Source organism: Vibrio lentus (assembly GCF_002875945.1).
Lineage (GTDB): Bacteria > Pseudomonadota > Gammaproteobacteria > Enterobacterales > Vibrionaceae > Vibrio > Vibrio apostichopi.
In genome coordinates this window covers 161,752-175,181 of sequence record NZ_MCZK01000144.1, presented here as the reverse complement: position 1 = coordinate 175,181, position 13,430 = coordinate 161,752, and the positions used below count along the sequence as shown (strand labels likewise).

The following is a 13,430-nucleotide window of genomic DNA, read 5'->3' as shown; positions in this document are numbered from 1 at the left end:
AACATATAGGTTTAGCAATGACGCTCAAAAGCTTGGCATGCACCATCAGCGCAGTTCTACTGGCAGGCTGTGGTTCGACAGTCTCGACGCAAACATACAACGCCGATCTGATCATCACCAATGGACAGGTTCTAACAATCAATTCAGAAATGGATGTGATTGAAGACGGTGTGGTTGTGGTGAAAGATGACCAGATCATCGCTGTTGGTAACGAGGATTTGATTACTCAATACCGCGCTGAAAAGGTGATTGACGCTCAAGATGGAATCGTTATGCCGGGCATGGTCAATGCGCACAACCATTTGCCTATGATAGCGTTTCGTGGCTTGGGGGAAGAGGGCATCTCGAATCGTCTGTTTGCTTACTTCTTCCCACTTGAAGCAGAAAAGCTAAGCCGTGAATTGATTTACAACGCAACCAAACTTGGTTCTATCGAGTTGGCGCAAAGTGGTGTCACGACTTACGCTGACATGTATTACCACATGGACGAAATGGCTAAGGCGACCAAAGAAGTCGGCCTGCGCGCCGTGCTGGGTGAAACCGTGATTAAATTCCCAGTGGTTGATGCCAAAGAACCTTACGGCGGCATCGAGTATGCCAAAGGCTTTATTGAGCAGTACAAAAACGATGAGTTAATCACACCTGCTTATGCACCACACGCGGTGTACACCGTGAGCAAAGATAAGCTGCAAGAAATCAATAAACTGTCGGCTCAATACGATGTACCCGTGTTGATTCACGTTGCTGAATTCCCGAATGAAGAAAAGCGCATCAAAGACGAAACCAAAGCGACATCGCCAGTTGAATACATGGATGAAATCGGTGTGCTTGATGAGCGTGTCGTGATTGCTCACGGTATCCACCTGTCAGAGAACGATCAAAAGCTACTCAAGCAAGCTGACGCGGGTATCTCATACAACCCAATGGCGAACGCCAAAGGGGCGACAGGCATTGCGCCTGCTTGGGAGATGTATCGTGCCGACATGCGCATTGGCTTAGGAACAGACGGTCCAATGAGTTCAAACCAAGTCGATATCATGCGCACCCTAAGCTACGCAGCTAATATGCAGCGCTTAAAGCATTCAGATCGCACCATCATGATTCCTGATCAAGTGATTGAGATGGCGACATTAGGTGGTGCGAAAGCCCTACACATGGAAGACCAAATCGGTTCTCTTGAAGCGGGTAAGAAAGCAGACATCGTGATTGTAGAGACACAATCGGCGAACATGATGCCGAATTACGACCCATATGCGACTTTGGTTTACCAAGCGAACCCAAGCAACATCGACACCACTATTGTTAACGGCCAAATCGTAATGGAAAATCGAGTGATGCAGACCGTTCAACTGGATGACATTCGTCAAAGCGTCGATGAGTTTGAAACTGATATCAAAGCCTTTGCTAAAGAGCTTTCTAAGAAGGCGATTAAGTCTAAGAGCTTGATGGATTAAGATGTAAATCGGTTTCTAAAAATCGAACTGAATGAACAAGGCCGACATCATGTCGGCCTTTTTTGTTGCTGGCTTATCCCTTTAACCTCGGTTCCTTGGATTAAAGCAACGCTTCGGTTAATTAAAGTAGCGCTTTGTTAGTTAGAGCAGCTATTGCCATTCGGGATACCGCTGCCTAAGAATTCGACGCGAATCTGTTCGATATCTTTTAGATATTGGTTGTTGGCTTGGTCTGTCTCATCGAAATTGTTGAGTGTGACATTCCATGAGGTGAATGGAGTAGGTTGGAAATACGCGTATTCGAACTTATTCGCTACGGCACCGTCGGTGATGATGCTGACATCGTTGGTGGTTGGATCATCTAGACGGTAGTAGAACGCACGTGACACGGGGTTTGAGCTGAACTGATAATCTTGGTTTTCATATCGGTCGGCATAGTTGCCTGAACTGGAGACTCGTAGATTCAGTTGTTTGCCATAAGGTAAGTTTTCACCTTCTAAGAACACTCGTACCGTGGAAAGCCTAACGCGGTCAAATGAACACAATTGGACTTGCTCTAATGGAATAGAGAAATTCAGCTGTCCGGTTGTTGCAAAGTTATCTAGTTGTTCTGGGCTAGAAATAGTGTAGTTATCGATGGTGAAATCTTGTGGCGCGGGTTGGAAAGAAGACAGAGCATTCACATACTCACTTTCGATGGATGCCAAGTCAAACTGGTAGTCCAAGTAACTTTTGTTCAGAGATGGCGTGATCTCGCTTGGCTTCAATGCCCAGTATTCGTATGCCTGAACATAGTTAGACAAAGCAACGAACATTGGGCGTTTGAAGTGCATCAACACTCTTGATAGTTCACGTTCAATCGAATCGAAGCTGTCGGTATCTATTTGATAACCTTCAATAGCATCATTCAGCCTTTGCTGTTGGTTGATGGTTACGTTATTGGTTAGCAGCAAGTCGACCAGCTTTGCTTGCTCCTGCGCAAAGTTAAGCTGCGTGATGTTAATTGCCTTACCGAGCAGAACCTGCTTTTCAAGTTCGAGTAAGTATTGTCTTGATCCTTTGATACCTAAGCTATCGGCATATCTTAAGTTGCTGCGGATCTCGGTGATCATCAGATCCCACGCCAGGTTACTTTCATTGATGGTTGGGATGTTGAAGTTAAAACCATCCATTGCTTCAGATATCTTCTGGAGCTTGATGGTTGATTTAATATCCGCGGTTAACTGAGAAATACCAGAAATCGTTTTGGTCACGCTATCAATAATACCCGTGACCGACTTGATATTGGTGACGAGGTTTTTCGCTTTTTCTAATGCTTCTGGGGTTTTCGCTAATTGCTCGGTTAGGTCGTTGACGCCTGAAAGATTACCTGTGAACACGCCACTCACTGCACTTCCAATCTCAGCGATTGCTTTGAATATCGCAAGCGCAGCATTGAGTTGTTGTTGGGTTTTCCAATTCTCTACGCCAACTAAATAAGTCGTTCTCGCATCAAGGGTCACTAACTCTTGTGCTTTGTATTGGCTATCTACCTCAGTAAGGCTGTCCCCTATCTTATCTATGTTGGATTGAGTTTGTGTGATGATCGAACTCTGAGCGCGAAGAACGTCTTCAATGTTAGCGAGCGCTAACTTAGCGGCTTCTATTTTGTCTTCAATGACGGTGTTTCTGTCTTGAATAATGTCCCACTGAGCTTGATACGCGACCATCGCATTTAGGTACGCTTCGTACTTGTCTTGGTAAAGTACTTTGTCGAGATAAGGTACGTAGTGGCTCTCTTTGGTGCTGAAGCTAATGAACTGCTTGAACGCGACCGTTTGCAGGTAAAGGTCTGAAAGAATTGGGTCGTCTTCCACCACAGAACCTGAGTAACGTAGGCTCTGCTCAATCCAGTTGATAAGGTCGAGGCTAAGCTCTGGGTTGGTGTCGAACAAGCTGGCAGCCATATCAAAAGAGCGATTAATAATGTCTGTAAAAGGTTCGGTAGCCAGTTTCATTTGCCCGGTAATGTTTGAGTCGATGGTGGTTCTTCGGTAGTGCTCTCCTGCTAAGACAACGGATTCACCATCTCCTGTATTTCCTGTTAGGGCATCTCGTGTAATGCTGCCATCGCTTTGGAAAGCGAGCACATTAATCGGTGTTTCTATTTCGCCAGCAATCACAGAAATCGATGCTGCAGAACCTTGTTGTCCGAGCACAAACGTTGGCGTACCTTGGCCAACAATTTTGCGTGCAAAAATCAGGATGTTTTGGTTGTTTACAAGCAAGTTGAAGTTCTCTGGAACCTCGATGGTGTCTGCAAACACGACGATTTTTGAAGGGTTGGTGACGTATAGGTTCTGTTCCGCTATCCAGTCGCTGAGGTTGATGTGTAGATCGGATGTTGAGCGAGACAATACGCCAACATCTGAATAGGCCGATTGAACCCAAGTTGGGTATTCAGTTGAATTGGGTAAATTGTTCAGTTCAAGCCAGTCGCTAGAAAAAGCCTGTGGAGAAAATGAAAGAGAAATAATAATAGGTAGAAGTCTCATATTTATATCCTGTCGAAATTAGTATTCGCCAAATTTTGGGTAGCAGAAGCCAACACCTTAATTTTCATAAGGTGCGGCTTACTATTCGGAGGGTTATTTGGCTATCTCGTTATATTTTTAGCCGTCTCGTAGCTGTCTCATATCTGTATATAGCGCTGCTTTTTCGTTATTCGTCGCGCTATTTCTTCGAGATGTATAGGGACTATTCCATTTCTTGAATGTATGCATTGTTTGCAAACGCTTTTGCTTTCTCGCTGATATTACTCCAGTTACTTTCTGCAACCGTTGTATTGGCAAGCGCACCTATCGCACCAAGCATCGCGTCGTCCTTCATGATGTCGGCATTATTCTGGGCTTGTTCTAATGCCACAAGCAGTGAAGTGAAGTCGGCATTCATTTTCTGCCAATTCAGTTTCAGCTTATTAATATGTGGAATCGCATTTTCAATTTGTTGAGAAATCATATCGATACTCTCTGAAGAGCGATGATAAGAGTTGTATATTTTCTGCGTGTAAGTTAACTGCTCTTGAAGCTCTTTTACTTCGTTTTGTAATTCGTTACGAAGTTTACGTGCTTTTTCTGCTTTATCGCCGTATACGCCCATGATTGGACCTGCAACCAGAGGGAACCATGCATAAGTCACCGCAGTAGAGGCGACCGTAACGTAGTGAGTGTAATCTTTGTTGAGTTGAGTAATACGTGCATTGATGTCATTCACTCGCTGCTGAAGCGCGCTGCCATCGTCGCTTAGGTAACCGTTGTGAGTGCCTTCCAACACATCTAATTGCAATTTTTGGGTGTCTAATGTAGCTGAAAATTCTAATAGGTTGCCGCCAACGTCAGACACTTCATGCTGGTATCTCATTGAAAAACTTTGCAGGCTTTTCAGGTAAGCGATCGCCACCTTTCTATTGCGTTCTACCGCTTCGATATCTTCCGGGAGCGGCGAGAATGCTTTGGCCAGCATTTCATTCAAAGCATCGCTTAGTGGGTTAAGCATGAAGTCTTTAATTTGGACGTAATTGGCCAAGCTTAATGACAGGTCAACGATGCTTGGATAAAGCTCTTTTTTCCAATAGAAGGCGGTATCGTGAATACTTGAGTACTGCTGAACCAGTGCTTCGAAATTAGAGAAAGGAATGTCGTTAGGAATACTTAAAGTCGACTTCATACTGGCTTCTGTCACGGGCAGTGCCAAAGCGCCTTCAACATAGGCTTGGATCTGATACCACTCTTGCTGTTTTAGAATAAAGTTGTCGGTATCTAAATCAATAAAGACGCCATTCTCACCGATTATCGTATCGTAGGTGACTTGAGGTATGTTTTGTTCAGCTGACGCTTGGTTAATTTGAACTGGCGCTGCTTGAGAAGTGAAAGCAAAAGAAGAAAGTAGCCCAATTGAAATCGAAGATAGTACGAGTGTTTTAGTGATTTTTTTCATCGTTTAGCCCTGTTAGATTTGTTATTAGCTTTTTACAAAGACAATAATCCCCCTACCATTCGATGGCATTTTTAAATATTTATGAAGGGTTATTGAATAGTTTTATATTGTTATTCTTATAATTATTTTTTTGTTTTTAAAATTGACTCCTTTAATGTGTTTTTTGTTTTTATAAGATTTGGTCAATCTATAGTAGATTTATAATGAAAAGTTCTATTTAGATCACACATTTGAATTCATATTGATTGATTGTTGATCTATTGAATTTAATGATATTTAAGTCACTACTCTTGTGTCTTTTGTCAGGCTAGGTATGGAAAGGTCTCGAGAGGTTTTTATTCTATTCATAAATGCGATAAGTGATAGAAGTATAATTATCCTCATAATTTCCATTATTACTAAATCTGTTGATTAATTTGATGAATATATAAATAGAACGAGCGTTTTAAATTTGATCTGTGCCAGATAATGTTCAGGTTTTATATTAAGGAAGGTTCTGTTAGTGGTTTTTATTAGTGAGTGTTTTATTAGTGGAAATTATATTAGATGAAGTTAAATTAGATTCTCTTTAATTAGTAACGTTGTTTTGGATTTATTAAGGCTGGAATTATTTTAGGAAATAGATAGATACGTAGATTGAGAGGACATCATGTTCATGGGGTTTTAGAATGTTTGCGATATTTTCGAATTTTTGTGGATGTTCTGGATGTTTGCCCATCAAAGCCACACGATTTAGCTTGCAGTGTTTGATGGGCAAGTACTTCAACTAATTGTTATTCATCGCCAATTTACCAAGCTTCATCGCTGCTGCGTGGTGGCGGTGCATCAGTTGCTCCATGTCGACGCCAATCACGGCGCCATCGTTAACTCGCCATTTTCCGGCTACCATCACTTTATCCGCTTGTTGAGCGCCACAAAGTAATAATGCAGCCAGTGGATCGTGGCTGCCAGAGAAACGAATGTCATCGAGCTTGAACATCGCGATGTCGGCTTGTTTACCGACCTCTAGCGTACCAATGTCGGTTCTGCCCATTGCGCGTGCCGAGCCTGATGTCGCCCAGCGCAGTGCGTCAAAGTGTGAAACATTGGCAGAGCCATATTGCAGACGTTGTAGATACATCGCCATGCGCACTTCGGCAATCATGTTCGAACCGTCGTTTGAGGCGGAACCATCCACACCCAGTCCGACTTTTACGCCAGCGGCTTCAAGATCGTTGTTCTTACAAATACCGGAAGCCAACATCATGTTGGACGTCGGGCAGTGGCTGATGCCAATGTCTGCTTTGCCCAAACGCTTGATCTCTTCTGGGTTGAAGTGAATACCATGAGCGAGCCAAGTGCGTTCGTTGAGCCAGCCCACATCTTCCAGATAATCGACAGGGCGCAAGCCAAACTTCTCAATACAGAAATCCTCTTCATCGAGCGTTTCGCATAGGTGCGTGTGCATCATCACGTTCTCACGTTCACTGATCTTGGCAGTCTCTTTCATTAGCTCAGTGGTGACTGAGAACGGCGAACAAGGCGCGAGCGCGATTTGAATCATCGCCCCTTCATCACGCTGGTGGTAATCACGAATCAAGCGTTGGCTATCGTCGATGATGGTTTGTTCAGTTTGAATGGTGTGTCTTGGAGGTAGTCCACCTTCATCTTCCCCTAAGCTCATGGAACCTCGAGTAAATATGGCTCTAACGCCTAGTTTCTCTGCGGCCTCGACTTGCAAATCAATAGCATGCTCAAGCCCGTTTGGTAGCAAGTAATGATGGTCTGACGCGGTAGTACAGCCCGACATCATAAGCTCAACCAGAGCCAATTCTGTAGCAAGGCTCATCATCTCAGAATCGAGGTTAGCCCAAACAGGGTAGAGGCTTTGTAGCCAATGGAAGAGTTCTTTATTCAGTGCGCCGGGGTAGGCACGCGTTAGGGTTTGATAGAAGTGGTGGTGCGCATTGATAAGCCCAGGAGTTACAACATGACGAGAGGCGTCGACGCTGTAATCTACGGGTAAGGTCGGCTCTTTGTGTTTGCCAACCAATTCAATGACTTTATTGCCTTTAATGACAATACCGCCTTCTGCATCAGCCAGTGAGCCAGTGTAGATTGCGAGAGGATTCTTAATCCAGATGGTTTCCATTCATAGTAGTCCTTAGCCATCTCAGCCTTTTCAGGGAAGAGGGTCTTTATTGGTATTTGTAGTGAAAGATAAATTCGAATCAGGGTCGTTAAAACGTTCGATGTTCTAATCAGCCCTGATCCTACGGAAATCGGTTTTACGTTAGCCTGTGAACTAGTTAGTTTGAGACTTAGTTAGTTCGAGAACCAGCTAGTTCGTTTTTGGCTCAGGGTTTTCTGAAGCCGCTTGAACATCTGCTTCTGTACTTGCTTGTTGAATCTCTAATTGCTCGTCTGAGTGTAGCTCTTCTTCAGCCTGTTCTTTCATTTCTAGCTCAACTTGCGCTTGGCTCTCGGCTAACGCTTCTTGTTCTTCAGCTTTTGATGATTTTGGTAACACAAGGTTTAGCAGAACCGTCATGATGGTGCCCGTGGTAATGCCGGAGTGAAGGAAGTTGGCCAAGTCATGCGGTAAGTGTTGCAGCAGTCTTGGTTCGAAAGTTACCGCCAAGCCAGACGCCAAACCTACACAGATTACCAAGGCATTTCGTTTGGTGTCTGCGGCTTTGATCAACATGCGGATGCCCGCGTAAGCAATCATACCGAACATCACAAAGCCCACACCACCTAGAACAGGTTTTGGAATCGTGACAGCAATAGCGGCTAATTTCGGGAATAAACCGCCTAAAATTAGTAAACCACCGGTTGCAGCCACTACATAGCGACTTGCTACACCTGTGATGCCTACAATGCCGACGTTTTGGCTGAATGACGCCAATGGCATCGCTGTTAAAATAGAAGAGAGCGTACTACCAAGGCCATCGCCTAGCAGCCCACGTTTTAGATCTTTACCACTGACTTGGGTTTGGCAGTTGTTGCCCAATGCCATGAAATCGCCCGTTGCTTCGGCGATCACCACGATGTACACCAAGCTCATACTGATGATGGCACTGGCAGAAAAGGTAAAGCCATATTTGAAGGGTTCAGGTCCGCCAACCCAAGCAGCAGAGCTGATTTGCTCAAGATCGACCATGCCGAGCGATAGCGCAACGATGTAACCACCTGCTAAACCAATCACGATGGCTGAAGCGGCAACTGCACCTTTACAGTAAACCGATACGCCGACCACAATCCCTAAAGAGACCAGTGCTAGAAACAGTTTTGGTAGCGTCGCGAATTGTTCAGTGTTGGCAGGAGAATCGCCGACCCAATTCATGGCAACCGGTAAAATGGTTAAGCCGATTAGGGTAACCACAACACCACTTACCACGGTTGGGAACAGCTTCCGAACCTTGTCCATATAGAAGCTGGCACCAATCACGACAAACGAGCCGATAAGCGCCGAGCCCATGATAGCGGCGACACCACCTTCGTTACCGATGGAAATCGCCACACCTAAAAAGGCAAAGCTCGAACCCATCACCACGGGCAGTCGAATGCCAATAGGGCCAAAGCCGAGACATTGAGCGACGGTTACAATACCTGACGCCAGTAGCGCAGCATTGATCAGCGAGACGATCTCTGTGTTAGGTAGGCCGATAGAAGCGCCGACAATGAGGGGAACAGCCACAATGCCACCAATCGAGGCGAGCATGTGCTGTAAAGCGAGTAAAAAGGTTAAGCCGTGAGGCGGTCTTTCATTTAGGGTGTACAGAAGTTTCATTTGATATTCCTCTGCCTGCGTTTCCGTTTACAGGCGAATGACGGTCAAATAATGACTTCTACAAACTGCGTAGGGTCATAAAAAAGGTGTACCGAATCAGTGGTGCATCTGCTCTCTACTCATCAGTACTATTAGCTTTTTCTTGAAAATTTGGTTACTGCTTATTTTCATTAATACTTACATTGCTTCCTGTTACTTATGTTACTTATGTTGCTTCTTGTTAATTATTTCCTTATTGATATAGCGGCTTACTTATCTTATTTATTGCATTCGTCTATCGCTTGGCCTGCGAACAAGCCAAGTGATAGCTACGTTGGGTGATTAGCCGATGAAGACCAGCTTAGCGACAAAAATCGCGGCTAAGAAGTACATCGAAATTGAGACATCTTTTGTTTTGCCTGTCGCCAGCTTAAGCACTGTGTAGGTAATGAAACCCAGTGCGATACCATTCGCGATAGAGAAGGTCAAAGGCATCATTAGTGCGGTAATGGCTGCAGGTGCGCCGTTGGTGAAGTCTTTCCAATCGACGTGCTGCATGCTGCTCATCATTACGAAAGCGACATAAATCAACGCGCCAGAGGTTGCGTAAGCGGGGATCATGCCTGCAAGTGGAGATAGGAAAATCGCAGCTAAGAACAACACGCCAACCACAATCGCAGATAGACCTGTTCGTGCGCCTGCCGCAACACCGGCTGCACTTTCTACATAACTGGTTACTGGTGGACAACCCACACACGCACCCGCCACACTTGAAATACTGTCGGCTTTAAGCGCTTTGCTTAGTCCTTCAATTTTTCCCGTTTCAGGATTGGTCAGGTTTGCACGCTCAGCCACGCCCATCAAAGTACCCGCGGTATCGAACATGTTTACAAAAAGGAAAGCCAAGATAACGCTGATCATTGAAACATCGAGAGCGCCCATAATGTCCATTTTTAGGAACGTAGGCGCTAAGCTTGGTGGAGCCGCGAAGAAGCCGTTGTAATGCACTAAGCCAAGCATCATACCGACAAGCGTTACACTCAAAATACCGATCAGCACTGCACCAAATACTTTACGCTCACTGAGTACCGCGATAATAAGGAACGCGATAGCAGCCAGTAGCGCTTCTGGTTTAGTGAAGTCACCTAGAGAAACCAAAGTTGCTGGGTTTTCGACGACAATACCCGCTGTTTTTAGGCCGATTAGACCTAAGAACAAACCAACACCCGCTGTCATGGAGTAACGCAGACTCACAGGGATACTTTCAATGATCCATTGGCGGACTTTGTAGAAACTCATCCCGACAAACAAGATACCTGAGATAAACACCGCACCCAGTGCGACTTCCCAGCTGTAACCCATTTCGCTTACTACCGTGAACGAGAAGAAGGCGTTCAAGCCCATGCCCGGTGCAAGGCCGACAGGCCAGTTGGCAAATAAACCCATTAACAAACAACCGATCGCAGCACCAATACAGGTTGCGACGAATACGGCGCCTGCATCCATACCCGATGCGGCCATAATTTGAGGGTTAACGAAGATAATGTAAGCCATGGTCGCGAAGGTGGTGACACCGCCGACTAACTCATTTTTTACACTGCTTCCGTGGGCCTTAATTTTAAAGAGTTTCTCTAAAAATCCGTTATTCGCATCTTGGTTGAGTATTTCTGTTTTACTCTCACTCATGTCAGCAAGTCCTTTTATGTTGTGATCCATTTATTGAATACAGCGAGATTTCAATATTAAGTTTTAAGGTTTTTTCCTAGCCACTAGCTCTCTATTTATTAGTTTCCTAACGGTTAACTCCCTAGCTATTCATTTTCTAGCCATTGGTTTCTAACCATCTGTTTTCTAGCTATTAATCTCTAACTATTAACGTTGTTAGTATTTTTGTATGAGCGTGCTTAATGAGCGCGCATCATTTTAGATGCACGCACGAATCTGTTTATTATTCGATGGGTGAGCCTAGTTCGAAGTGCTAGGTCACGGGACTAACTGCCCCTATAGGTTGAGAAACTGTAAGGTGAGACGAGAAGAGGAACGTGATAATGCGCTTCTGGATCATCTAAGCCGAAACGAATAACCACATCGTCTAGAAAAGGCACGCCATCCAATTCCACACCTTTGCTTTTGTAATAATCCGCAACGTAGAACACCAATTGATATTTCCCCGGACGGAAATCATTCCCTGCCAGAATTGGCGCATCGGTTCGGCCATCGGAGTTAGTGACTACCGTCGCCAGCTTTTCTGTTGAGCCTTCATTGACCTTATAAAGCTCTACCTTGATCTCTGCGCCCGGTAAGCCGTGAGTCGTGTCTAATACGTGTGTTGTTAATCTTCCCATAGTCCTTTAATAGCGCTTTTGGCGCTCCTCTGTTCCGTGGTTTATCTGTCTGTTTCGACCTTGCAAAGAATGCAACTGGTCACTTTGTTATCACTAACTATGTACGAACTGTACACAATTAGTAAAGCGAATTGTTGGAAAAATGTTAACCATTGTGTCGTTTTTTCTGACTTTATAGATCTAGATTATCGTTTTTTGGTGAGCTTTGGTTTTATTAAGTTGTTGTTTTTAATTGTTAAAGGTGCGTAAATTTAACTTTAATAACAAAATCTTTACATTGAGATAAATAATTGTATACAATAAATGTACAGGGGTAAGGTTGCTCTGTTTATCGAGAATCCATTTGGTTGAATCATTTGGCGACTTACTTAAAGAGCGGCTAAGCCAACCACTTATGTTAGGAGTACTTGGATGAATAAGGATTATTCAAGAAATTTGATCGGTTACGGAGCTAACCCTCCAAACCCTCAATGGCCAGGTAATGCGCGCGTCGCGGTTTCTTTTGTATTGAACTATGAAGAGGGCGGTGAGCGTTGTTTGTTACATGGAGACGACGAGTCTGAAGCTTTTCTCTCAGAGATCCCGTCAGCACAACCGATCAAAGGCGAACGTCACATCAGCATGGAATCCATCTATGAATATGGTAGCCGTGTAGGTGTGTGGCGTGTTCTTCGCTTGTTCGATGAATATGAAATTCCACTGACCGTATTTGCTGTTGCAATGGCGATTGAGCGTCATCCAGACGTTGCCAAAGCCATGGTCGAAGCGGGTCACGAAATCTGTAGTCACGGTTATCGTTGGATCGACTATCAATACATTGATGAGTCTGAAGAGCGCGACCACATGACTAAAGCGATTGAGATCATCCAACAAGTGACCGGTCAACGCCCACAAGGTTGGTACACAGGTCGAACGGGTCCAAATACGCGTCGCCTAGTCGCAGAAGAAGGCGGCTTTCTTTATGACTCAGATGCCTATGATGATGACCTGCCTTATTGGCACGCCGAGACCGGTCATCCGCAATTGGTGATCCCATACACACTCGATGTGAACGACATGCGTTTTTCAACCGCGCAAGGCTTCAACTCGGGTGAACAGTTCTTCCAATATTTAAAAGACACGTTTGACACCCTTTATATGGAAGGCGAAACCGCACCGAAAATGATGTCGGTTGGGCTGCATTGTCGTCTGATTGGTCGCCCCGGTCGTATTGCTGCATTAAGACGTTTCTTAGATTACGTCAAACAGCACGACAGCGTGTGGTTATGTCGTCGAATCGATATTGCCAACCACTGGCACCAACATCATCCATATCAACCAAATAACGCTAATCATCAACAGCAAAAGTAGCAGTGAAGCAAGGAGGCTTAACGTGACTGAATTTCGATCATGCCAACCAACAACCATGGACCGCGATACGTTTGTCGCTCACTTTGCTGATGTTTACGAGCACAGCCCATGGGTTGCAGAAGTGGTGTATGACCAAGGTTTGAATGCCGAAGACGACCATATCGAGAATCTTCATCTGAAAATGGCATCGACTTTGTTAAGTGCAGACCAAGGCAAACAATTGGCTTTGATCAATGCTCACCCGGATTTAGCTGGTCGAGCAGCAGTAAACGGCGAACTCACAGAGTCGTCGACCAAAGAACAAGCGGGGGCGGGCATCGACCAATGTAACGCCGAAGAATTTGAAAAATTCACTTCTTACAACAACAGCTACAAAAGTCGCTTCAATTTCCCTTTTATCATGGCGGTGAAGGGAGCCAATCGTTACCAAATTCTTGAGTCGTTCGAGATGCGATTAGGAAATGATAGTGAAACTGAGTTTGCTACGGCGATTCAAGAGATCAACAAGATCGCGATGTTTCGTCTCTGGGATATGTAAGTTAACGGAGTTAACAG

The 13,430-nt window shown here is 44.8% G+C and carries 9 protein-coding genes; 3 read left to right on the top strand and 6 right to left on the bottom strand.

All coding sequences use genetic code 11. The annotated features are described in order from the left end of the window. Positions 1 to 17 precede the first annotated feature (17 nt). Positions 18 to 1,454, top strand: a complete 1,437-nt coding sequence (locus tag BCT49_RS16890; protein WP_102436810.1) for an amidohydrolase — start codon at positions 18 to 20, stop codon at positions 1,452 to 1,454. Positions 1,455 to 1,591: 137 nt separating this feature from the next. Here BCT49_RS16890 and BCT49_RS16885 read toward each other — a convergent pair whose 3' ends face one another. The 6 genes from BCT49_RS16885 to uraH all read right to left on the bottom strand — a co-directional run bounded on the left by BCT49_RS16885 (position 1,592) and on the right by uraH (position 11,525). Then, entirely contained in the window at positions 1,592 to 3,988 is a 2,397-nt protein-coding gene (locus tag BCT49_RS16885) for a hypothetical protein (protein ID WP_102436808.1), read from the bottom strand. Between the two features lie 202 nt (positions 3,989 to 4,190). Continuing rightward, a complete protein-coding gene (locus BCT49_RS16880) occupies positions 4,191 to 5,429 on the bottom strand; it encodes an alpha-xenorhabdolysin family binary toxin subunit A (protein ID WP_102436806.1) in 1,239 nt (412 codons plus the stop codon). A 766-nt stretch (positions 5,430 to 6,195) separates the two neighbouring features. Beyond that, positions 6,196 to 7,560 (bottom strand): 8-oxoguanine deaminase, encoded by a 1,365-nt coding sequence (locus tag BCT49_RS16875; RefSeq protein ID WP_102436804.1) that lies wholly within the window; start codon positions 7,558 to 7,560, stop codon positions 6,196 to 6,198. 189 nt (positions 7,561 to 7,749) lie between these two features. Then, positions 7,750 to 9,201 (bottom strand): nucleobase:cation symporter-2 family protein, encoded by a 1,452-nt coding sequence (locus BCT49_RS16870; RefSeq protein WP_102436802.1) that lies wholly within the window; start codon positions 9,199 to 9,201, stop codon positions 7,750 to 7,752. Positions 9,202 to 9,522: 321 nt separating this feature from the next. Beyond that, the gene (locus BCT49_RS16865; protein ID WP_017083062.1) at positions 9,523 to 10,866 is read right to left on the bottom strand and encodes an NCS2 family permease; all 1,344 of its coding nucleotides are present in this window, start codon (positions 10,864 to 10,866) and stop codon (positions 9,523 to 9,525) included. 305 nt (positions 10,867 to 11,171) lie between these two features. Next, positions 11,172 to 11,525, bottom strand: coding sequence for a hydroxyisourate hydrolase (gene uraH, locus BCT49_RS16860; protein WP_102436800.1), 354 nt, complete (start codon positions 11,523 to 11,525; stop codon positions 11,172 to 11,174). A gap of 411 nt (positions 11,526 to 11,936) precedes the next feature. Between uraH and puuE the strand changes: the two genes are divergently transcribed. Then, positions 11,937 to 12,875 (top strand): allantoinase PuuE, encoded by a 939-nt coding sequence (gene puuE / locus BCT49_RS16855; RefSeq protein WP_102436798.1) that lies wholly within the window; start codon positions 11,937 to 11,939, stop codon positions 12,873 to 12,875. A 22-nt stretch (positions 12,876 to 12,897) separates the two neighbouring features. Continuing rightward, the gene (gene uraD / locus BCT49_RS16850) at positions 12,898 to 13,413 is read left to right on the top strand and encodes a 2-oxo-4-hydroxy-4-carboxy-5-ureidoimidazoline decarboxylase (protein ID WP_017067791.1); all 516 of its coding nucleotides are present in this window, start codon (positions 12,898 to 12,900) and stop codon (positions 13,411 to 13,413) included. Positions 13,414 to 13,430: the final 17 nt, after the last annotated feature.

Bases quoted from the DNA above. Each gene is read 5' to 3' on its own strand.
- BCT49_RS16890 (WP_102436810.1), top strand. From the start codon at position 18: ATGACGCTCAAAAGCTTGGCATGCACCATCAGCGCAGTTCTACTGGCA.
- BCT49_RS16885 (WP_102436808.1), bottom strand. From the start codon at position 3,988: ATGAGACTTCTACCTATTATTATTTCTCTTTCATTTTCTCCACAGGCT.
- BCT49_RS16880 (WP_102436806.1), bottom strand. From the start codon at position 5,429: ATGAAAAAAATCACTAAAACACTCGTACTATCTTCGATTTCAATTGGG.
- BCT49_RS16875 (WP_102436804.1), bottom strand. From the start codon at position 7,560: ATGGAAACCATCTGGATTAAGAATCCTCTCGCAATCTACACTGGCTCA.
- BCT49_RS16870 (WP_102436802.1), bottom strand. From the start codon at position 9,201: ATGAAACTTCTGTACACCCTAAATGAAAGACCGCCTCACGGCTTAACC.
- BCT49_RS16865 (WP_017083062.1), bottom strand. From the start codon at position 10,866: ATGAGTGAGAGTAAAACAGAAATACTCAACCAAGATGCGAATAACGGA.
- uraH (WP_102436800.1), bottom strand. From the start codon at position 11,525: ATGGGAAGATTAACAACACACGTATTAGACACGACTCACGGCTTACCG.
- puuE (WP_102436798.1), top strand. From the start codon at position 11,937: ATGAATAAGGATTATTCAAGAAATTTGATCGGTTACGGAGCTAACCCT.